Origin of the sequence: Paraburkholderia sp. J10-1 (assembly GCF_905220165.1) — a bacterium.
Lineage (GTDB): Bacteria > Pseudomonadota > Gammaproteobacteria > Burkholderiales > Burkholderiaceae > Paraburkholderia.
The window spans coordinates 215,067-236,432 of sequence record NZ_CAJMYW010000001.1 but is presented as its reverse complement, the minus strand read 5'-3'; the positions used below and the strand labels follow the sequence as shown (position 1 = coordinate 236,432).

20 protein-coding genes are annotated in these 21,366 nt (G+C 65.8%); 11 read left to right on the top strand and 9 right to left on the bottom strand.

Annotated elements, in window-relative coordinates; genetic code table 11:
* The first annotated feature begins 123 nt into the window (after positions 1 to 123).
* The 7 genes from U5A65_RS01075 (at position 124) to U5A65_RS01045 (ending at position 8,122) form a co-directional block, all read left to right on the top strand.
* Entirely contained in the window at positions 124 to 1,572 is a 1,449-nt protein-coding gene (locus U5A65_RS01075; RefSeq protein ID WP_321945176.1) for an MFS transporter, read from the top strand.
* 122 nt (positions 1,573 to 1,694) lie between these two features.
* A complete protein-coding gene (locus U5A65_RS01070) occupies positions 1,695 to 2,411 on the top strand; it encodes a hypothetical protein (protein WP_321945175.1) in 717 nt (238 codons plus the stop codon).
* Between the two features lie 60 nt (positions 2,412 to 2,471).
* A complete protein-coding gene (locus U5A65_RS01065; protein ID WP_321915142.1) occupies positions 2,472 to 3,290 on the top strand; it encodes an amidohydrolase family protein in 819 nt (272 codons plus the stop codon).
* Positions 3,291 to 3,379: 89 nt separating this feature from the next.
* Positions 3,380 to 4,606 carry an MFS transporter gene (locus tag U5A65_RS01060; protein WP_321945174.1) on the top strand — a complete coding sequence of 409 codons (1,227 nt, stop codon included), beginning with the start codon at positions 3,380 to 3,382 and terminating at the stop codon, positions 4,604 to 4,606.
* A gap of 84 nt (positions 4,607 to 4,690) precedes the next feature.
* Positions 4,691 to 5,854 (top strand): porin, encoded by a 1,164-nt coding sequence (locus U5A65_RS01055; RefSeq protein ID WP_321945173.1) that lies wholly within the window; start codon positions 4,691 to 4,693, stop codon positions 5,852 to 5,854.
* A gap of 166 nt (positions 5,855 to 6,020) precedes the next feature.
* Positions 6,021 to 6,698, top strand: a complete 678-nt coding sequence (locus tag U5A65_RS01050; RefSeq protein ID WP_321915139.1) for a heavy metal response regulator transcription factor — start codon at positions 6,021 to 6,023, stop codon at positions 6,696 to 6,698.
* A gap of 8 nt (positions 6,699 to 6,706) precedes the next feature.
* Positions 6,707 to 8,122 (top strand): heavy metal sensor histidine kinase, encoded by a 1,416-nt coding sequence (locus U5A65_RS01045; RefSeq protein ID WP_321945868.1) that lies wholly within the window; start codon positions 6,707 to 6,709, stop codon positions 8,120 to 8,122.
* On the opposite strand, the gene U5A65_RS01040 is transcribed toward U5A65_RS01045, so the two are convergent.
* The 3 genes from U5A65_RS01040 to U5A65_RS01030 are packed head-to-tail and all read right to left on the bottom strand — an operon-like array spanning position 8,097 to position 14,037.
* Positions 8,097 to 9,581 (bottom strand): efflux transporter outer membrane subunit, encoded by a 1,485-nt coding sequence (locus tag U5A65_RS01040; RefSeq protein WP_321938564.1) that lies wholly within the window; start codon positions 9,579 to 9,581, stop codon positions 8,097 to 8,099. The two genes, U5A65_RS01045 and U5A65_RS01040, sit on opposite strands and share 26 nt — an antisense overlap.
* Before the next feature lie 12 nt (positions 9,582 to 9,593).
* Positions 9,594 to 10,817 (bottom strand): efflux RND transporter periplasmic adaptor subunit, encoded by a 1,224-nt coding sequence (locus tag U5A65_RS01035; protein ID WP_321915137.1) that lies wholly within the window; start codon positions 10,815 to 10,817, stop codon positions 9,594 to 9,596.
* Between the two features lie 10 nt (positions 10,818 to 10,827).
* Positions 10,828 to 14,037, bottom strand: coding sequence for an efflux RND transporter permease subunit (locus U5A65_RS01030; RefSeq protein WP_321945172.1), 3,210 nt, complete (start codon positions 14,035 to 14,037; stop codon positions 10,828 to 10,830).
* Positions 14,038 to 14,321: 284 nt separating this feature from the next.
* Here U5A65_RS01030 and U5A65_RS01025 point away from each other — a divergent pair, with 284 nt between their 5' ends.
* The 3 genes from U5A65_RS01025 (at position 14,322) to U5A65_RS01015 (ending at position 15,528) form a co-directional block, all read left to right on the top strand.
* The gene (locus U5A65_RS01025; protein WP_321938569.1) at positions 14,322 to 14,672 is read left to right on the top strand and encodes a DUF4148 domain-containing protein; all 351 of its coding nucleotides are present in this window, start codon (positions 14,322 to 14,324) and stop codon (positions 14,670 to 14,672) included.
* 184 nt (positions 14,673 to 14,856) lie between these two features.
* Entirely contained in the window at positions 14,857 to 15,213 is a 357-nt protein-coding gene (locus U5A65_RS01020) for a PilZ domain-containing protein (RefSeq protein WP_321945171.1), read from the top strand.
* A 60-nt stretch (positions 15,214 to 15,273) separates the two neighbouring features.
* The gene (locus U5A65_RS01015; RefSeq protein WP_321915132.1) at positions 15,274 to 15,528 is read left to right on the top strand and encodes a hypothetical protein; all 255 of its coding nucleotides are present in this window, start codon (positions 15,274 to 15,276) and stop codon (positions 15,526 to 15,528) included.
* 23 nt (positions 15,529 to 15,551) lie between these two features.
* Here U5A65_RS01015 and U5A65_RS01010 read toward each other — a convergent pair whose 3' ends face one another.
* The 5 genes from U5A65_RS01010 to U5A65_RS00990 all read right to left on the bottom strand — a co-directional run bounded on the left by U5A65_RS01010 (position 15,552) and on the right by U5A65_RS00990 (position 20,741).
* Positions 15,552 to 17,339, bottom strand: a complete 1,788-nt coding sequence (locus tag U5A65_RS01010; protein ID WP_321945170.1) for an FAD-binding oxidoreductase — start codon at positions 17,337 to 17,339, stop codon at positions 15,552 to 15,554.
* Between the two features lie 101 nt (positions 17,340 to 17,440).
* On the bottom strand, positions 17,441 to 19,054 hold the full coding sequence (locus U5A65_RS01005; RefSeq protein ID WP_321945169.1) for a glycoside hydrolase family 44 protein: 1,614 nt from the start codon (positions 19,052 to 19,054) through the stop codon (positions 17,441 to 17,443).
* A 426-nt stretch (positions 19,055 to 19,480) separates the two neighbouring features.
* Positions 19,481 to 19,975 carry a lytic transglycosylase domain-containing protein gene (locus tag U5A65_RS01000; RefSeq protein ID WP_321915128.1) on the bottom strand — a complete coding sequence of 165 codons (495 nt, stop codon included), beginning with the start codon at positions 19,973 to 19,975 and terminating at the stop codon, positions 19,481 to 19,483.
* A gap of 48 nt (positions 19,976 to 20,023) precedes the next feature.
* Complete coding sequence (locus tag U5A65_RS00995) at positions 20,024 to 20,392, bottom strand: hypothetical protein (RefSeq protein ID WP_321945168.1); 369 nt, start codon at positions 20,390 to 20,392, stop codon at positions 20,024 to 20,026.
* Between the two features lie 4 nt (positions 20,393 to 20,396).
* Complete coding sequence (locus tag U5A65_RS00990; RefSeq protein WP_321945867.1) at positions 20,397 to 20,741, bottom strand: hypothetical protein; 345 nt, start codon at positions 20,739 to 20,741, stop codon at positions 20,397 to 20,399.
* Between U5A65_RS00990 and U5A65_RS00985 the strand changes: the two genes are divergently transcribed.
* Positions 20,662 to 21,045, top strand: coding sequence for a hypothetical protein (locus U5A65_RS00985; RefSeq protein ID WP_321938621.1), 384 nt, complete (start codon positions 20,662 to 20,664; stop codon positions 21,043 to 21,045). The two genes, U5A65_RS00990 and U5A65_RS00985, sit on opposite strands and share 80 nt — an antisense overlap.
* Here U5A65_RS00985 and U5A65_RS00980 read toward each other — a convergent pair.
* Positions 21,038 to 21,331, bottom strand: coding sequence for a GYD domain-containing protein (locus tag U5A65_RS00980; protein WP_321915126.1), 294 nt, complete (start codon positions 21,329 to 21,331; stop codon positions 21,038 to 21,040). The two genes, U5A65_RS00985 and U5A65_RS00980, sit on opposite strands and share 8 nt — an antisense overlap.
* Positions 21,332 to 21,366 lie beyond the last annotated feature (35 nt).

The window sequence follows — 21,366 nt, the reverse complement described above, 5'->3', positions numbered from 1 at the left end:
TAACTGATGACGGCCCGCTCTTTTTCTATGCCGCTGAAAGTCGGCGGCTCACTAGAATCAGGTCTCCTGACAATGATATCGGCGCCGAACAAGACGGCGCGCCTCTAAGGAGACGGAGGGTTCATGCAACTCATGCAGAGCGGGCAAAGCCCATTTCAGGACCAGCGTGTCCTGAGCAAAAACCAGCGCACGCTACTCGCGCTGATTGGTATAGGCAGCATGCTGGAATTCTGGGACGCCTATCTGATCGGTTTCATCATGGCGTTTCTCGTCAAGCCGTGGGGCATGACATACGGGATGATGGGCACGGTGCTGCTCGCTTCGGGCGCGGGCGCGATCGTCGGCGGCGTGGTCTGGGGCATGATGGCCGACCGCTTCGGCCGCAAGCCCGTGTTCGTCATCTCGCTGCTGCTGCTCGCGGCCATGAGCCTCGGTCTCGCATTCACGCCCACGGGCGGCTGGATCTACATGGCGGTGCTGCGCACGGTGATCGGCTTTTGCACCGGCGGCTATTTCATTCAGATCGCGCTCGTCAACGAATTCATTCCGCCGCGTCGGCGCGCCGCGCTCACGGGGGTCGTTTCCGCCATCACGACTTGCGGTCTGTTGCTCGGCGCGTTCAGCGGCGCCTTCGTGATTCCGTCGATCGGCTGGCGCTTCACGTTCGCGCTCGGCGCGGCGCCCGCACTCGTGGCGTTGATCGGCGCGTTTTATGTACCGGAGTCGCCGCGCTGGCTGAGCCTGCAGGGCCGCCGCGAAGAAGCTCGCCGCGCCGTGCAGTGGGCGCTCGGCACGGCTGCCGAATGGCGCGACGAAGAGAGCAGCGCGAATGTTGAGAGTGCGGTGCGCCGCCCGCCCGCCTCGCGCTGGTCGGAGATCTTCTCGTACCCACGCAGCGTGGTAACGGCCACGCTCATCAACATCGGGCTGATTTCGGGTTACTACGGCATCGTGCTGTGGGCGCCCACGCTGCTCGCCCAGGTGCAGTCGGTCACGCCCGCGGGTGCGTCGCGCTTCATGATCGGCTTCAGCGTGTGCGGCATCGTCTCGCGTCTTGCGGCTGCGAGTCTCGCCGACCGTATCGGCAGGCGGCGCACCGGCGGGTACTTCGCCATTGCCGCCGCGATTGCCGCGCTGCTGGCGGGCTACGTGGGCCACGGCGACTTGCTCGCGCCTTCGTGGTTCTGGCTGCCGCTGCTGCTCGCATTCGTGTTCGCCGACGGCAGCTTTTCCGTGTGCGCGGTCTATTCCACCGAAATCTGGCCCACGCGGCTGCGTGGCAGTGGCTCGGGCTACGCGGGCCTCGCGGGGTCGGTGGGCAAGATGATCGGCCCGGTCGGACTCGCGTGGGTCGCGGGGTCGAACAACATGGTGATGCCTTCGGCCACGCTCGGCGTGATCGTGCCGGCGTTCCAGTTCCTTGCGCTGTGCCTCCTGCTGTGCGGCGTGACCTATCTCTTCGTGGGGATCGAGGCGCGCGGCAAAACCCTCGAATCGCTCGACGAAGGCTTCGCTCAACAGCGCGAAGCGGCGCACGCCATGCCGCCGGCCAACGACCGCAGCGGGACCTGACGTCCTGGGTTCAGCAAAAACCGATTGCGGCGGCCGCTTTCCGATTGGTGACGCGAAGCCGCAAAAAATACACTGGTTCAGACTCGCGGCGCCTTTCTGGCGCCGTGCAACAGAGGACTGAAATGAAGAGATTGCGCGTGGGCATGGTGGTGCCTTCACTGAACACGATTGCCGAAGATGATTTTCGTCTGTTCTGCCCCGAGGACGTTTCGTATCACGTCCATCGTATCCGCCTGAGGAAGGAGGGGGGCCGCGTGACGATGGAAAGCCTGCAGCGGGCCTGGCTCGAAGCGGCCGAGGAGACGGAATACCTGAAGGACCTTTCGCCCGACGCCGTGGTGTTCAACTGCACGGGCGCGAGCGTCGCAAACGGCGCGCAAGGCGACGCGCTGCTCGCCGCGCGCCTTGCCGGGCGTCTTGGCCTGCCTGCCACGAACACGATGGTCGCGATCAAGGAAGCGCTCACGGCGCTGCACGCCGAGCGTCTGCTGCACGTGTGCCCGTTCGCCGACGAGTTCTCGCGCATCGAGCGCGAGTCGCTCGAAGCCTCGGGGCATGCCGTGGCGCGCACGGTATCGCTCGGCTTCACCGACGCGAAAGAGGCGGCGCTCATGTCGCCGGAGCGCATTGCAGGGATCGTGCGCGAGCAGATCGACGCGGACATCGGCGCGGTGCTGCTCTCGTGCGCCAATGTGCGCGCCTTCGAGACCGCGCACGCATTGGAGGCCTCGCTCGGCATGCCGGTCGTAACGAGCAATCAGGCGATGTTGTGGGCCGTGTTGCGGCTTGCAGGCTGGCAAGGCCGCATTGCGGGCGCGGGCAGCCTGTTCGGCGCGTAATGGATGCGCGCACAACGGTCGTCAATCCGGTAATCCACTACGAAATAAATGAGAAATAGCATGCATATTGTCGATGCCCAGGTGCACGCATGGGTGAACGGAGATTCGACGGGTCATCACCGCCGCACGCCGATCACGCGCGACGTGCTCGTGGACGAGATGGTGCGCGCAGGCGTGAACCGCGTCCTGCTCGTGCCGCCGCTGTGGGACCCCGAGGGTAATGCCTATTCGCTCGCGCTCGCGCAGGCGGAGCCGGAGCGTTTCGCGGTCATGGGGCTCCTGGGTGCGGACGTGACGGACCCGGCCGCCGCCATCGAGCGCTGGCGCGACGAGCCGGGCATGCTCGGTGTGCGCTTCCTGTTCAACACGCCGGAGCGCCTTGCGCCGCTGCTTGAAGGCCGCTACGAACGTGTGTGGCCGGTGGCGCAGGAAAGCGGGCTCGTGGTCGCATTGCATGTGCCGGGCGCGCTCGGCGAGGCCCACGCCATTGCACAGCGTTTTCCGCGCTTGCGCCTGATCGTCGATCACCTGGGCGTGCCGCGCGGCGCAAGCGGCCCGGCGGCGTTCGACCATCTGCCCGAGTTGCTCGCGCTCGCGCAACACCCCAACGTGCATGTGAAAGCCGCGGGCGTGGGCGACTATGCGCTCGATCCCTGGCCGTTCCGCTCGATCGAGGCGCCGTTGCGGCAAGTGTTCGATGCGTTCGGCGCCGAGCGCGTCGTGTGGGGCAGCGACCTGTCACGCCTGCACCACCCGTATCGCCAGTGCGTGACGCACTTCAGCGAAACGCTCGCCTGGCTTTCCGCAGCCGATCGTGCGGCCGTGATGGGCGGCAACCTGTGCCGGTTGCTGGGCTGGAACCAGGCAATCAGGGCATGAGTGATGCGCGCGGCGCGGCCCCATAATGTGCGGTTCGCGAAGCGCGCAGCAGCAACACAGAACACACATAACGATATCGGAGACACAACATGCTGACCCCTGGCGGCTGGCCTTGCATCATCCTGCTCTACCTTTACGGAACCGTGGCGACCTCGCTCGTCACACAGTCGGTGCCCGTGATCGGCGACATCGCGCACCAGTTCGGTCTTTCGCACGCGGCGGCTGGCTGGGTGATCTCCATTCCCTCGCTCATCACGGCCGTGCTCGCCCTGTTTGGCGGCTGGCTCGTCGATCGCATCGGCGACAAGCGCGTGATCGTGGGCGGTTCGCTGTTCGCGCTCGCGGGCAACCTTGGCGTGGTGGTGGCGCACGACCTGAACATGCTGTTCGCGAGCCGCCTCCTCGAGGGCGTGGGCTATCTCTCTCTCACGGTGGGCGCCGTCACGCTCATCATGCGCACCACGAGCGGCGCGCGCCGCGGCATCGCGCTCGGCCTCTGGACCTCGCATACCGCGGTCGGCATCGGGCTCACGCTGAGCGTCGTCGCACCGCTCGCGCAACGCGGCGAAATGTGGCGCTGGGCCTTCGGCGGCCATGCCATTCTGATGGCGGCCCTCGCGCTCGCAGGCTTCCTGCTGCCGGGCAAGACGCAGCACATGGCCGCGCGCCGGCTCGCCGACATCTGGACCGTGGTGAAGAGCCCGCGGCCATATCGCGTGGCGCTGGCTTCGGGCGCTTCGGCGTTCATCCAGACCGGCATCATGGCCGCGCTTACCGTGTATCTCGCGAAGACGTTCGGCGTGGCGATTCGCACGGCGGCCGGCGTGGGGACGGTGGCGGAAGTGTTCGTGTGCATCGGCTGCCTTTCGGTCGGGCATCTGCTCAAGGGGGGCACGAGTGCGCGCCTCATCGCGTCGGCAGGCGGCGTGGTCGCGCTCGCTGGCGGCGTGGCCCTCTATCTGCCGTTGACGGGCTTGAGCGGCGCGGTGGCCGCGGTGTGCGTGTTTTCGGTCGGCATTGGCCTGCTGAACGGCCTGATCTGGACGATGGTGCCCGCCGCCGCGCCGAGCCTCGCGACCATGGGCGCGACGAGCGGCCTCGTTGCGCAGGCAACCTATCTCGGCGTGCTGCTCGGGCCGCCCGCGATTTTTGCGAGCTTCTACGAGAGCGGCTGGACTGTGCGCATCGGACTCGTTGTGCTTGCCACCTTGCTGCAGCTCGCACCGTTGCCGATCTGGGGACGTAGCGCATCGCGCAGCGAAGAGCCCGGCGCCCAGGCGACCGGTTCGGCACAGGCCGCGGCGGGAGGCAACTGACGCAAAGAATTCGGCCTCCTCGGCAAGGAGGCCAGCGTGACCCAGGTACTCTACATAACAATCAGTATGACTAAGGAGACGAAATTGAAACAAGGAGACTTTGCAGTCAAACGCACCCGCGTAGCGAGCCTCATATCCGGCGTGGTTGCGGGGCTGTTGCTGGGCGCGGGGGGCATGGGCGTGGCGCACGCGCAGAGCAGCGTGACGTTGTACGGCGTGATTTCGGAATCGCTGGAATATGTGAGCAACTCGAAGGGCAATCATCTTTTCGCGCTTTCCAACGCAGGCATGATGCCGCCGCGCTTCGGCCTGCGCGGGGTAGAAGATCTCGGTGGCGGCACCAAGGCCATCTTCACGCTGGAAAACGGCTTCAACATCACGAACGGCGCGATGCTCAACGGCGGCATGTTCGGCCGGCAGGCCTATGTGGGCTTGAGCAACGACCGGGCGGGTACGGTCACCATGGGCCGCCAGTACGAGGAAATGACGAACACCATGTGGTTCGCCACCGCCTCGAACGTGTTCGCCGGCTACGGCGCGCACATTGGCGACAACGACAACATGTTCTTCACGAACCGCTTCAACAACGCGGTTCGCTATGCCTCGCCCACTTACTCGGGTTTCTCGTTCGCGGGCAGCTATGCGTTTTCGAACTCGACCCAGTTCTCGAACAACAACGGCTTTAGCGGCGCGATGACCTATACGAGCGGGCCGCTCAAGGTCGGCGCAGCTTTTACGCAGTTCAACCGGCGCAGCAACGCGGTGCCTTCGAACACCACGACCGGCGCAGTCGACAGCACGGGCTGGGGCTTCAGTTCGCCGTTCGTGACGAGCACGAAGGGCGCGGGCACGGATCAGCAGCGCATCATGGGCGTGGGCGGCAGCTACGACTTCGGTTCGTTCCATGTGCTCGGCAACTACACGAACGTGCTGTTCAATTATTCCGATTCGACGGGATTGCGCCTGCAGAACTTCGAGGCGTCGGCGTACAAGTTCGTCACGCCGTTTGTCGAAGTCGGGCTCTCGTATGTCTACACGCTCGGCAACTATTCAATCGGGCGCTCCACGCACTATAACCAGCTCGATCTCGCGGGCCATTATCTGCTCTCGAAGCGCACCGAACTGTATCTCATCGGCATCTACCAGCGTGCAAGCGGTCCGGGCACGTATGCGCAGATCTATACGGCTTCGCCTTCGTCTGGAAAGAGTCAGACGCTCGTCGAGACGGGAATCATGCACAAGTTCTGATTGGCGCCCAGGCGGGGCAGCCTTTGGGCGCCCCGTTTCATCGGGACTTTTCAATACGCTTACCGTTCACGCAATAAGCGAGACTGTACGGGGCACGCACAGCGATAAGCGCAGCGAGCCTGGGAGCGCATACAATTGAGCCGGACACACTCAGAGTTGAACGGCGATGCGCATTCTTGTGATCGAAGACGAGCCGAAGACCGGCGCGTATCTGAAGAAGGGCTTCGAGGAATCCGGCTATGCCGTGGACGTTGCCGCGGACGGCGCCGAAGGCCTGATCCTCGCAAAGGAGGCCGCGTACGACGTGATTGTGCTCGACGTCATGCTGCCCGCCATGGACGGCTGGACGGTGCTCAAAACGCTGCGCACGACGCACACCACGCCGGTGCTCTTCCTCACCGCGCGCGACGATATCAGCGACCGCGTGAAGGGGCTCGAGCTGGGCGCGGACGACTACCTCGTGAAGCCGTTCGCGTTCGTCGAACTGCTTGCGCGCGTGCGCACGCTGGCCCGCCGTGGCCCCCCGCGCGAGAGCGACGTGCTCCTGCTAGGCGACCTCGAAGTGGACGTGACGCGCCGGCGCGTGAAACGCGGGGCCGCGCGCATCGACCTCACGCCGAAGGAGTTTTCGCTCCTGCAGCTGCTCGTGCGCCGCCAGGGCGAAGTGCTCACACGCACGCAAATCGCTTCCTACGTGTGGGACATGAACTTCGACAGCGACACCAACGTCGTGGAAGTCGCCATCCGCCGCCTGCGCGCGAAGGTGGACGACGCCTTCGACGTCAAGCTGATCCACACCGTGCGCGGCGTGGGCTACGTGGCCGAAATCAAAGGGAACGCCTGATGCCGCGCATCGCGGTGCGCTCGCTCGCGACAGGCCTCGCGCTGAGTTTCGCGGGCACGACGCTTGCGGTATTCGCGCTCGTGGGCAGCACGCTATATTTCACGCTGGACCGCGAAGTGAAGCAGCAGGACGACCTCGATATCGTGCTGATTTCGCGGCATACGCGCCGTCTTGCGCAGGAACTGCACAGCGAGCACGACGTGCGTGAACATGCGGAGCGGCTCACGAGCCAGGTGCTCGGCAACCCCGCGCTTTCCATGGAAATTCTCGGCACCGGCGGCGCGCAACTGGCCGAGCACAACACGGCGGGCATTGCCGACGCCGCGTTTCCCGATGCGGCGCTCGCGCGGCGCCTGCCGCCGGCGCAACGCATTACCGAAGGCGATGTGGTGGAGTGGCGCAACGCGCGCGGCGTGCCGGTGCGCGGGCTCGCCACGGACGCTACGCTCGCGGACGGCACGCCGGTCACCATCGTCATCGCGCGCGACATGACCGACCGCTGGCGCCTGCTCGACCATTATCGGGAGCGGCTCTATGGCTTCGGCCTGGCTGGCATGTTGCTCGCGTTTCTCATGAGCTGGCTGCTCGTGCGCGAGTCGCTGCGCCCGCTGCGCGAGATGGCCGCGCGCGCGGCCACGGTCACGGTGGACCGGCTCGATACGTCCATCGAAGTCGAGGGCGCGCCGAGCGAGCTGCAAGCGCTCACGAAGTCGCTCAACGCCATGCTCGAACGCCTGCACGGCGGCTTCGAGCGCATGTCGCAATACACGGCGGACCTCGCGCATGACATGCGCACGCCGCTCGGCAACCTGCGCGGCGCAAACGAAGTGGCGCTCGCGCGCGAGCGCAGCACCGCCGAATACGAGGCGTTGCTCGAATCGAATCTGGAGGAATGCGAACGGCTTTCGCGCATGATCGAAAGCGTGATCTTTCTCGCGCGCGCGGAGCACCCGCAATTCATGACGACGCTCGCGGAGTTCGACGTGCACGATGCGCTCACCCAGATTGCCGAGTACTTCGAAGGACTGGCCGACGAGGCGGGCGTGCAGATCCGCGTGCAGGGCGCGGGCCGCCTGCGTGCGGACAAGGAATTGTTCCGGCGCGCCGTGGGCAACCTGCTCGCCAATGCGCTGCGCTATACGCCGCGCGGCGCGGTAATCACCCTGAGCGTCGAAGAGGCGCCAAAGGCCGTCGAAGTGACGGTGGCCAATCCCGGCACGCCCATCGACTCCGCGCTGCTGGAACGCATTTTCGACCGTTTCTATCGCGCCGATGCGTCGCGCCATAGCGAGCCGCGTGCGGGGGCATCGGCGGGGCTGGGGCTGGCGATCGTGCGCACGATCATGGCGCTGCACGGCGGCTCGGCACGCGCCGAAAGCGACGCGGCCAGCACGCGGTTTATCCTGACGTTTTTGCGCCCTTAGCGCTCAAGTCGCTCAGTGCTGCACGGTCCCAGCCGCCACCGAGCGCCTCTAGCAGTTGCACGCTCGCATCGAGCCTTCTGCCCGCAATCTGCTCCTCGTTGCGCTCGTTCGAGAGCGCGATGGTCTGCGCCGTCACCACGTCGAGATAGGTCACCGCGCCCGCCTGGTAGCGGTTGGTGGTCAGCTTGAGCGAGAGTTGCGCGGCGGCGGTCGCGCGCTGCTGGCTTTGCGCTTCACTGGCCAGCGTGTCGAGCGCGCTCAGGTTGTCCTCGACTTGCTGGAATGCCGTAAGCACCGTTTGCCGGTAGCCGGCCACGGACGCGTCGTATTGCGCGTTTGCGCCTTTGAGCGTGGCGTCGCGCCGGCCGCCGTCGAAGAGCGTGCCAGCAAGCTGCGAGCCGAGTGACCAGAAGAGGCTCGGTGCGCTGAGCCACGGCGCGAAAAACGTGCTTTCGAGGCCCGCCGTGGCGGAAAGCGTGAGGTCGGGATAAAAGGCCGCATGCGCCTCGCCGATTCTTGCATTGGCCGCTGCCACGCGCCGTTCGGCTGCGGCAATATCCGGGCGCCGTTCGAGCAGCGCCGAGGGCACGCCTGCGGGAATCGACGGCACGATAACAGGATCGACGCGCGGCGGCAGGCTGAACGTCGAGGCGGGTACGCCGATCAACGTGGCAATGGCGTGCTCGCGTTGCGCGCGCTGTACGTCGATATCGCTGTCGGCCGTACGCGCGCTTTCGAGCTGCGTTTGCGCCTGGGCGACGGCGGAGGCGTCGATCGCGCCATCGGCGAGCTGCTGCTGCACGATGCGCAGCGCGGCCGTGTAGGCGGTCACGGTGTCGTCGAGCAGCTTCTTCTGGCGATCGAGCGAGCGCAAATCGAAGTAGTCCGTAGCAAGCTGGCTCGTCATCGAAAGACGGACCGATTCGAGGTCGGCTTGCGTGGCCTGCGCGTTGGCATGCGCCTCGGTGGTCGCGTCCTTTACGCGCCCGAACAGGTCGGGTTCCCAGCTTGCCGTGAGCCCCGTCGAATAGTCGGGAATCGTCTTGCCCGCAAGCGAACGGTCCACGAGATTTTGCGAGGTCCGGTAACGCTGCGCGGCCACGCCCGCCGTGACGACAGGCGCATAACCGGCGCGTTGATAATCGATCATCGCGCGCGCGGCTTCGAGATTGGCAACGGCCTGGCGCACGGTCTGGTTCGACACATCCACGCGGGCTTCGAGCTGGTCGAGGTCGTTGTCGCCGAAGAGGGTCCACCACGGGCCGCGCGGTTTGGCGTCGCCGGGTGCAGCGACGCTCCAGCCGGGTGCCGCAGCGGGTGGTGTGGTGGGTGTGGCGTAGTGCGCGGGGACATCGGCCGAGGGCACGCTGTAATGCGGCAACGTGGTGCACGCTGCGAGTGAGGCTGCCGTGCAGGCCACGGCGATCCGGCGCAACGCGGGCAGAGGGCGTTCGAACATGATGGGCCTCGCTTACGCTTTCGCGGCCGTCGAGGCCGCCGCCACGCGCACGCTCTGGCCGCTGGCAATGGCGTCGCCGGGGTTGTTGATGACGCGCTCGGTGGGCGCGAGGCCCGTCGCAATTTCCACATACGTGCCGAAATCGCGGCCTATGGTCACCTTGCGCAATTGCACGGTGTTTTTGGCATCGACCACCGCGACTGTCACGCCGTCCGGGCGGAACAGCAGCGCGCTCACGGGCAGTTCGAGAGCGGGCGCGGCAGCCGTGAGCGCAAGATGAACCTGTGCGTAGGCGCCGGGCATCAGCGCGCCATCGTGGTTGTCCACATCGACTTCCACGCGCAATGTGCGGCTCACGGGGTCGATCACGTTCGAACTGCGCGCGACACTTGCGTCGAAACGGCGGCCCGGATATTGTTGCGTCGTCAACCAGACGGTCGTGCCGGGCGTGACGAGGCTCGCGTCGTCTTGCGGCACGTCTACGTATACGCGCAGCCGGTCGGTCTGCGCGATGTGGAACAGCTCGCCGGGCATGGTGGCGAGGCCAGGCGTGCCGCCCGCCGTAACGAGCGCGCCCACCTGCACGTTGCGCGCGGTGATCACGCCGTCGAAGGGCGCCGTCACGTTCTGGTACGAAACCAGTTCCTGGAGCCGCGCCACGTTCGCCTGCGCGGCCTGGAGCGTGGCGAGTTTCGCGGCGGCGTCGCTCGTCTTCGACTGCGCGTCCTGCTCGGAAACCGATTGCGTCTGCAACATTGTTTGCCAGCGCTGCGCGGTGCTGTTCGCAAAGCGATAGTTGGCCTGCGCCGTGGCTTCGTCGGCGCGTGCCTGCTGGAGTTGCGCGTCGAGTTCGGGTGTGTCGATCTGCGCGAGCGTCTGGCCGGCCTTGACGTGCGCGCCGATATCCGTGGACCAGTGCTGCACGTAGCCACTCGTGCGCGCATAGATCGAGGCGTCGGCCCACGACATGATCGAGCCGGGCAGCAGCAGGTCCTGCGTGGCGGGCGCGCGCGTGGGCGTGAGGGTGGAGACGATCAGCTCGCGCTGCGCCGCGACCTGTTCTGCCTGTGCCGTGTGCGCCTCGAGGCGCGGCACGATGCCCGCGGTGAGCAGCGTTGCGGCGATGGCGAGGCACGTAAGGCCGATGATGACGGCCGTGCGCTTGCGTGCGGCTCCTTCGGATGCGGCCGGTTGCGCCGCGCTGTCACGATGCTCGTGCGGAGTGAGCGGGTTCATTTTGGAATCCTTATTCAACGTGAGTGGTTGCACTGGCTTGCGCATCGTTGCTGGCATCGCGGGCGGCGCGGCGTTTCGCGAGCCAGCCGTGCACCATGCCGAACACGACCGGCACGAATACGAGCGTGGAAAGCGTGCCGATGGCGAGGCCGCCGATCACGGCGCGTCCGAGCGGCGCGTTCTGCTCGCCGCCGTCGCCGAGACCGAGCGCCATCGGCAGCATGCCGATCAGCATGGCGAGCGCGGTCATGAGCACCGGGCGAAAGCGGTTGAAGCCTGCGTCGAGCGCGGCGGCGAGCGGCTCCATGCCCGCTGCGAGCGACTCGCGCGCCGTGTTGATGACGAGAATGCTGTTCGCCGTGGCAATGCCCATACAGAGAATCGTGCCCGTGAGGGCCGGCACGCTGAGCGTGGTTTGCGTGACGAACAGCATCCACGCGATGCCGGCGAGCGAGGCCGGCAGGCCGCTCACGATGATGAGCGGGTCGAGCCACGACTGGAAGTTCACGACCATCAGCAGGTAGACGAGCGCGATGGCGAACACGAGCCCGGCTGCGAGGCCGCTGAACGAGGCGTTCATCGACTGCACCTGGCCGCGCATCACGATCGACGAACCGGGCGGCAATTGCGCGCGCGCCGCGTTGACGAGGCGGTTCACGTCGGAGGCGACGCCGCCCAGGTCGCGCCCCTGCGTGGAGGCGAAGATATCGAGAACGGGCTGCACGTTGTAGTGCGAGACCACGGCCTCCTGCTCGCTGCGCGAGACAGTGCCGAGCGTGCCAAGCTGGTTCTGCGGCGTGAACGTGACGGATTGCGACGTCGTCACTGGAATATTGGCGAGCGTTTGCAGCGAATGAATGTCGTATTGCGGCACTTCGGTCACGAGCGGATAGCTCACGCCGTTCTTCGGATCGAGCCAGAAGTTAGGCGTGGTTTGCGAGCTGCCCGAGAGCGCGATGAGCAGATTCTGCGCGACGTCGTGCTGCGTGAGGCCCGCTTGCAGTGCCTTCGTGCGGTCCACGTTCACGTTGATGGTGGGTTCGTCGCCGGGCTGCTGGATGCGCGCATCGACGAGGCCGCGCACGCCGCGCATTTCGTCGAGCAGGTGGTTCGCGACGACGCGGTTCTGCGCGAGCTTGTTGCCGACGATCTGCACGTCGATGGGCGCAGGCAGGCCGAAGTTCAGGATCTGGCTCACGATGTCGGCGGGCAGAAACGCGAAGGTCACGCCCGGAAAGGCGGTGTTGAGCACGTTGCGCAGCTTCGCGACATATTGCGCGGTGGGCTGGTGCTTCGGCGCGAGCGTGATGAGGATGTCGGCGTCTTCGGGGCCAATGGGGTCCGACGAGTCGTACGTGAGGTTGATGCCGCTCACCGGCACGCCGATGTTGTCGAGCACCGCGGCCTGTTCGGCGGGCGGAATCACGCTGCGGATCTTCGCTTCGACTTCGTCGGTAATGCGCGCCGTTTCTTCGATGCGCGTGCCGGTGGGCGCGCGCAGATGCAGGCGGATCTCGCCGGTATCGACGGCAGGAAAGAAGTCGCGGCCCGTGAACGGCACGAGCACGAGCGAGCCGAGGCAGAGCGCGACCCACAGCACGACGAAACGGCGGCGCTGCGCAATGGCGGCTTGAAGCCACGCGCGATAGCGGTTGCGCACCGCTTCGAAGCGGTGTTCGAAGCCCGCCTGGAAGCGCGTCAATGCGCCGGCAATGCCGCGCGAGGGCGCGGAGCCCGGCGTGCGCGCACGCAGCAGGTACATGGCGAGCGTGGGAATGAGCGTGCGCGAGAAGAAGTACGACGCGCACATGGCGAACACCACGGCCTCGGCGAGCGGCACGAAGAGGTAGCGCGCGACGCCCGAAAGCAGGAACATCGGCACGAACACGATACAGATGGAGAGCGTCGAAACGAAGGTCGGCACGGCAATTTCGCCGGAGCCGTTGAGAATGGCGTCATGCAGCGGCGCACCGCGCTCCAGGTGATGCGTGATGTTTTCGATGGCGACGGTTGCGTCATCAACGAGTATGCCGACAGCGAGCGCCAGGCCGCCGAGCGTCATGATGTTGATGGTTTCACCGAGCGCCGCGAGCGCGATGAGCGACGTGAGCACGGCAAGCGGAATCGTCACGGCAATGATGAGCGTGGCGCGCCAGCTGCCGAGAAAGAGCAGGATCATTGCGGCAGTGAGGCAGGCCGCAATGAGCGCTTCGCGCACCACGCCCGAGATCGCTGACTTCACGAACACGGACTGATCGGAGAGCGGCGTGATCTTGAGCGCTTTCGGCAGGCCTGCTGCGATCTTCGGCAGCATCGCCTTCACTTGCTGGATGATCGTAAGCGTCGAGGCGCTGCCGGTTTTTTCGACGGTGAGGAGCGCCGCGCGTTTGCCGTCCGCGCGCACGATATTCGTTTGCGGCGCGTAGCCGTCGATCACGTGCGCCACGTCGCGCACATACACCACGCTGCCGTTCACGGTCTTGATCGGCAGGTCGTTGAGTGCGGCAACCGTTTGCGTGCTGCCGTTCATCTCCACGTTGTATTCGCGCGAACCAATCTTGGCCGTGCCGCCGGGCAGGATGAGGTTCTGCGCGTTCACGGCGTTCACGACATCGGCGGGGGCGAGTCCTTTTGCCTGCATCGCTTTCGGATCGAGCTGCACCATGATCTGGCGGATCTTGCCGCCATAGGGCAGCGGCACGGCCGCGCCCTGGACGGTGGCGAGCTGCGTGCGGATGAAGCTGTTGCCGAGGTCGTAGAGCGACTGCTCGGGCAGCGTCGCGCTGGAGAGTCCCAGTTGCAGCACCGGCACCGTGGAGGCGTTGTACGTGATGATGTTCGGCGGCAACGTGCCCGGCGGCAGTATGCGCAGGATCGAAGCGGAGTTCGACGCGGCTTCGGCAATCGCGCGGTTGATGTCCGCGCCCGGGTGGAAGAACACCTTCACGACCGAGACGCCGTTGAGCGACTGCGATTCGATGTGCTCGATGTCGTCCACGTCGGAGGTGAGGGCGCGCTCGTAGTTCGAGGTGATGCGGTGCGCCATGTCCTCGGCGGAGAAGCCGTTGTAGGTCCAGACAATGCTGACCACGGGGATATTGATGTTCGGAAAAATGTCCGTGGGCGTGCGCATGATGGCAAGCGGCCCGAGGATGAAAAGCAGTACGGCCAGCACGATGAACGTGTAAGGCCGCCTGAGAGCCAGTTTGACGATCCACATGACGGTGTCCGGGTTGGGGCAGGATTGGCGCAAGTATCGGGAGGGCGCGCTTACCCGGCGCTGACCTCGACATTACGGATTTGTCATGTTTGACGTGAAGGGGTGTTGGCCGCGCATCGGCCGCGCGAGGCGCGTCGCGCCCAGATAACGAACTCGTAATCGGCGGGTCAGCATTGGGTCAGCGCCGCGCGGCCAGAATGCAGTCAACCTTCGCGACATTGCCGAGGGCGGCCGAGGCGGCATCGCTTCCCGATGCAGCGGCCATTCATTGAGAGGTGAACATCATGAAAGCACTCGTTTCCACATTGCTCGTTGCCTGCGCTCTGGCCGCTCCGGCTGCCGCTTTCGCACAGACCGCCACCCCGGCCAACACGCCGGTCACGCGTGCACAGGTCGTTGCCGATCTCGTGCGGCTGGAGCAGACGGGGTACCGTCCGACGGCCAACGATCTCAACTATCCGGATGACATTCAGCACGCGGAAGCGATCGTGGCTCAGGAGCAGGCGCAAACGGCACAGCAAGCCGCGCCGGGCAACACGGCGGTTGGCGGCGTGGCGATGACGGGCAGCTCGGACTCGGGCGCGCCGATCGTGGCCAGCGTTGCCGGCGGACGGTCGATTTATGCGGGCCACTGAGTTGACCACTGAGCGCTCGAACGCGTCGCGGCAGCCCCGGCAATAGAGCCGGGCGCCGCCGCGTATTCCGATTGATTGAATCAAACGTTTGCGCGGACGTCATTCGCACACCATCCCCGTCTTGCCGGCGCAGTCACGTTAGAATCCCGACCCTCAATAAAAATGAAACATTCAAACGGGTGCCATGCGTATGCGAAGTGGACTGGATATGCGTCGGGAGGTCCGAACGCCCCTGTTGTTCGCCCCGCTGCTGTTGAACAAGGACGGCAGGGCGCTCGCGCAGGTCGCCGACCTCAGCTCGCGCGGGGCGCTGCTGTACGCGCGCAACGGTCTGCTCTTCCGGGGAGAGACGGTCTCGGGTTGGCTGCAGTCGGCGCCGATCGACGACGAAGACGAGATCGTCCTGGCCGTCGCGCTCGATGTGCGCTGGATCACCGAGGATCAGGAAAGAGGATGGAGCCGCGTGGGTTGCGAGATGCACCCGCTGGATCGGCGCTCGATGGCCCGTTTGCAGGACCTGATTGCGAAGGCCGCGCCCTAGCCGTTCGACATTTCATGCGTGGCCGCTAAAGTTTGTAAGCCGCCCGCCGAAAATCCATGCATGGCGCACGAACAACCCAAACCTCCTCCAAACGATCCGATCTGGGCAGAAGCACGGGCGCTGGAGGCCAGCATCCGCGCGATCAGGCATGCACAGGGAAAGTTGAATCCCGAAGACTGTGCGCCGGGCAGCCCGGAATGCCTCGCGATCATGGAAGCATTCGTGCGCGATGTCGGGCGTGTGCTTGCGCTCGATATGCTCGAGCGCGAAAAGGAAGATGACAGCGATGTGAACGGAGCGGGTTCCACCGGGTAGGTGAAGACGCATCGAGGTAAAGTTCAACCCAAGGGCGTAAAGCCATCAGGGCTCCAGTCCTCGCTGCCCACGCCGTGATGCACGAAAAAGAACCCTTGCGGATCGTAGCGATCCTTGATCGCCTTGAGCCGCGCGTAGTTGACGCCCCAAAACGCCTCGCGCCAATCGTCGCGAAAAAAATCGGTCTCCGAAACGTAGGAGCCGCCTTGCGGCGATAGCGCCTTGAGAATGGCCGCAGCCTTGGCCACATTCGCGGCGTTGCGATGCGCCTGCGACATGTCGGGCGCGGCGATAGGGAGGCCCGGAAATGGCGGTGGGCCGCCGGTGGCGACGATCGCGAGGCCGAAGGCGTCGGCCACGTTCGGATTCGTGGCGCACTGACGCGCCGCGTCGTTCACCTCCGGCGGTGCACCGGCGAGTCCTTTGTTGAAATGCAACTCCACGGCTTGATACTGGGCGGCCGCGACGAAGGCATCGACAAGGCGGCCGCGTTGCGCCGGTTCGAGCAGGGCGGCGGGCAGCCATTGAGACTCGTAGGCGTGCAGGAATGCGGAGGCCTGCTCGCCATCGCCTTGCCACCAGCCGTGGTTGTGTGCGGCTTCGGCGCGGGGGTCCGCCACGAGTCCCGGGTTGGCATCGACGTCCCACCAGCGGCGCGACGGGCCAGCGCCGACGCGAGGTCCTTCGTTCAAGGTGAAGTCGGGCGGCGAAGCGCGGACCCAATCGATGATCGGTGCCCAGACCGACTTCGCCTCGTGGTCGTCGAGGCCCTGGCATACCATCGCCACCTCGATCTCATCGCTGTGAAAGACGAATCGCTCGCCCCATGCAGGGTTGAACAGCTTGTCTGCATAGTGATCGACGAGCCGCGCAGCCAGCCGCCGGTAAGCCTCACGCGACGAAGCCTTGACCTTGAACCTGGCCCAGCCGAAGTGTTCGGGCAGGTCGTGGGTCTGTAGCGTGATGCGGGTCACCACGCCGAAACTGCCGCCACCGCCGCCCTTGAGCGCCCAGAAAAGATCGGGCTCCTGGCATGCGTTCACCGTGCGGACAACGCCGTCGGCGGTCACGATCTCGGCCTGCAGCAGGCTCGCGGCCGCGAGGCCATACCGCTTGGACCAGGACCCGAAACCGCCGCCCAGAACGAGGCCGGCCACGCCCACCGTCGTGCATCCACCGCCCTGGACGTAGCGCCCCGCCTGAGTCGTGACGGCAGTGTAGGCGTCGATCCACATGCAGCCTGCCTCGACCGTCACAGCGGGCTTCGGCGTCGTCGAGCAACCGGCTGGAACGAACGCGTCGTGGAGTTCGATACGCTTCATGCCGCGCGTCCAGATCAGAAGAGAATCGGGCGCGTTAGAGCCGCCCAGGTAGCTGTGGCCTCCGCCTTTCACCACCAGGCGTAAATTGTGCCGGCGCGCGAAATTGACGCCCGCAACGACGTGTGCGGTGGAACGCGCGGCCACTGCGTAGGCGCTTGCCTTCGCCGTCCAGGCATCGAGCCAGCCGGAGATCTGGGTGCCGCCGGCGTCGTCGCCGAGTGCGAACGGGTTGCGCGCTTCCTTGACTCTCGCGAGGCACGCTTGCTCGTGTGGCGCTTGTGCGCAGGTCTGCCAGATCGTGGTGGGTTGCAGCAAGTTTGCGCCGACTGCCTGGCGCAATGCGTCCCATTGCTGTGCATTCGGCCAGCCAGGGTCGCCTGGCCGCACACGCCCCGCGCGCGCCGAGGCGGGCAGCGCGTTGGCGAAGGTCGAGGCGGTGGCGAAGCACGGCAGCGCCATAACCCCCTTTAGCAGGCTTCGTCGTTTCATGACGACGTTTCTCCTCACGATGGGTGAAACGCTTAGCTTTCCAAATGATGATGCAATGCTGCCAGCATGTGCTGCTCGAGGGGGCGCGCCGGGCGCCGGCGTCACTCGTGCCGCGTCTCCGCCCCGCGCAGCACGAACAGCGTCACGCTCTGCGCGGGCAGGCTCGCGCGCAGCGTGCCGTCCTGGTAGCGCGCGTCGGGCAGGCGCGCAAGCTGGTTGTTCGCGAGCCGCCAGGTTTGGGCCACGCCGCTCTCGGCGAAATGGTCGAGCGCGACCGCGGTGTCGGCGGACCGGTCCAACTGCTTGTTGATGACCACGAGCGTGAGCGCGTGGTCGCGCTCGCGCAAGGCGGCGAACGCGGATACCGTGTCCGGGTCGCTCGCGCTCGTGGCGATGCTGGTCGCGCCGAACGCCGAGCCGTTGCCGTCGTAGTTGCGGTAGAGCTTGAACGCCTTGTACACCGGCATCGACGGATCGAGCTTGCCCCAGCGCGTGGCGATATCCAGCCCTTCGCGGCCGAAAATGCCGAGCACGTCGGCCTGGGCCGTCGCGCCGTTCATCAGCGTGTCGCCGCCCCAGCTGTATTCCGTGATGGCGATGGGCGTGCCTGGGTAGTAGTACGTGTCGGCCCAATGACGCATCAGCGGGATCAGCGCCACGACGCTGTTGATCCACGTGGGGTCTTTGTAGTTCGGGTCCCACAGGTCGCGCGTGGAGCGGTTGCGCATGAGCGCCATAGCCTGCGCGTTCGTCACGCCCGCTTCGGCAAATTCGCCGCCTTGTGGATAGAAGTGGAGGCTGAACACGTCCACTGGATGGCCCGCCGCTTTCCATTGCGTGAGCAACCAGGGCACGTAGGGCATGCCCTGAGTTTCGCCTGCGCGGTCGGGCGTGCGGTCGAAGCCGTGGTCCGCTGCGTATTGCTGGTCGAAGCCGCTGTAGAAATAGCCGGGCCAGCCCCATTCTTCCGGCGCGACGATCTGCGCGTGCGGGTCCGCCGACTTCACGGCGCGCGAATAGGCGATGACCTTGTTGGCGATCTCGCTCGCATGCGCGCCCGTGGGGTGCACGTCGCGGTGGTTGATCTGCCAAAGGCTCGGCTCGTTGTCGAGCGCGTAGTAGCGCACGCCGCCTCCGTTCGCGCCGCCGAACCGTTTGACGAGATCCGCCACGCGCGCCTGCTCATTTTGCGGGTCGTCCGGTGTCGAGGCATCGTTCGCGTCGTTGCCGTCGATCGGCTTGCCGCCTGCCGTGACGCCATTGCCGGCATCGGCGTGGCCGTTCACATCGCGGTTTGGCTGCGGGCCGTATTTGGCGATCGAGAAGCTCGCGAGGGTCTCGCGCGCCGGCCCGAGTTTCGCCACACGGCCGAGCATCGGAATGGTCACGATGGGCGTGGCGCCCGCCGCCTGGGTGAACGCGACGAAGCGCTCGCCGAACTGCTCGTCGATCGCGGCGGGATTGGCCGCAACGCTTTCGAAATACCAGTCCTTGCCCGCATTGCGCGCGTCGATGCGCCAGTTATAGGCCGAGGCGCTGTTGCCGCCCGAGCGGTTGAGCGGCGCGCGCAGGTCTTGCAACACGGCGGTCGTGCCGAAGTTGATACCGTAAATCAGCGGGCTGATGGGGTGCCGGCCCGCCGCGGCATCGACCGAGATGGCCACCGGCAAGGGCGTGCCGGAGGTCGCGCCGGTGCAGACCGCAGCGCCCGACATGAGCACGCCGGCCAGCAGCGTGTGCAGGCGAGGGCGCCTGGTGCGCTCAGTACGCTCAGCGAGCTTGGGGCGAGACGTGGTGAACCGGCAAATCGGCATGGTCGGCAAGATCGTCGTGTTCGCTGTGCAACTCGCCCGCGCGCCAGATCTACGCGAAGATCGCGCGAACCGCTGTGATTTTGCCCGGCGTGAGCGTAGGTGGAGAGACGAACGAAATGAGCAGGAGGTAGACGAGCTAGTCGAACAGTGCACCGATCAGGCCGTACTCGAACTCGGGGATGTTTTCGTACGCATTATATGCGTCGTCGAATCTTCGATGCTGGCCCGCAACCGTTTCTGTATGGTAGTGATATGAACAAGCCGTGCGGTCAATCGGGCCGCCGTTGCGCGGACAACGAGTGTGAAGCGTAGCCGCGCGGGCCGCTTTCATCGCCCCGGCTGCAAGTGGCCCCAGCTCACGAGAATGGCCTGAATGCTGCGCGCGTAGGCGTCGCGCTCGTGCGGCGATTCGGAGTGGTACGCGCCGATGGCGCGCCACGTGTTGCCGTATCGCACCATCTTTTGCTTGAGCAGCCACGCGGCCACGAAGATATTCACGCACGGGTCCGTGAGGGCGCCGTGCGGAATGCCCTCGCGCGAAAGCTCGGAAAAATGGATCGAGTTGATCTGCGCTTGCCCCACGTCGATTGAGCCGTTGGCATTGTGATTGATGGCCGCGGCGTCCCCTTTCGATTCACGCCACGCCACCGCGCGCAGCACGAGCGGATTCACGCCCTGGTAGGCGCCGGCCTTTTCAAAGCATTCGTCGGCGGGCTGCGCAGCGTGCGCGGCGGTTGCGCCGAGCGCCGCGAGGCTCACGAACGTGACCCACGCGCGGACGACTCGGCGTCGCAGGCTCAGGGCGTTGGTCTGCTGCTGCATGGGGCGAAGCTCCGGGTTAGGCGTCATGCGCGACGTCAACGCGCGACGTTACTGCGCAAGGGCGGAATCGAGCTGCTGCTCGATGTCCTTGAGGTAGGCGCGCGACGTGTCGGAGACGACAAGGCGCGGTGTGGGCATGGCGCAGTGGCAATCGCGCTGACGCGGCTTCTTCTTGTGCGAGGACGAATGCGTCGCGGGCAGCTCGTCGTCGTCGCCGGTGGAAGGCGGCAGCATGGCGAGCGTGGGCAGCGGCGGATAAACCTTGTCGGCGGCGGCGGCGGCGGCGGGGGTTGCGGCAGCGGCAGCGGCAGCGGTGGTGGCAACCCCGGCGGCAGGCGTGCTGGCGGCGGGCTGGCCCGCCCAGGCGGCGCTGCAACAGCAGAGTGCGGCGGCGGCGACGAAAACGATCGAACGCATCGTGTCAGCTCCCCGCATGCAACGGCTCGATCGAGACGCTGTACGTCTGGTTCGCGCCGGCCGTCAGGTTTTCGAGCGTGGGCTTGGGCCCCTGCGCGGGCACGCCGCGCCAGATGGCCTGATTGATGTACTTGAGGTCCTGGCCGAGGGCCGTCACGCGGATCAAGGTGGGCTGCTTCTGCGCGGCGGCGAGCGCGCCCGCCTTGGCGAGCACCGCGCTCAGCTGCGGGTCGTGCGCGCCGAGCGCATCGGCGGGAATGTCGAACTTCATGATGACGTTCGACACGGCGGGTTTCCCGGTTTGCGCCGTCGCGGGCGGCTGCAGTTGCGCGCAGCCTGTCATAACCATTACGGCAAGTAAAAGCAAAACGCGCGTCACGGCCGGGTCTCCAAAAATTCGTGGCGATGTACGCGTTTTCGGCCTCGCGCGCGCGGACTTGATACCCGGGCTGCAAACGTTTGCCAAAAAGAAAGAGTTCGCTCGCGCAGTGCCGCTTCCCGGAAGGTCGCTCGCGTCGAGGCGGCGTTCGGGCAGAGAACTGCCTCCCGAAACCAGCAGGCAATGCGCCGCGCATGCGGCGAATAAGTATGAAGAATACGAAGCGGCCGCGCGGCACCGGCCCGGGTGCCGCGCGCAGGTTGTTGTTAATTGAGCTTGCCGAGCACCGCGGTGAACTCGTCCTTGCTCAAGGCGCGCAGCGATTGCGTGCGGATATTGCCAAGCGACCCGAGCGCGAGGCCGAACGCCATGAAGCTTTGCTCGTCGGGCGCTTCGATCACCGTGACGATGTCGTACTTCCCGAGCGTCCAGTAGATCTGCTTCATTTCACAGCCGAAAGTTTTGGCCATCTCCGCGGCCTGGCCGGCCCGCTGCGCACTGTTCTTGACAGTGCGAATACCCTGGTCGGTGAATTGCGCAAGCACCACATAGGTCGACATGACGATTCCCCTTACGATGACATCGAAACTCGAAT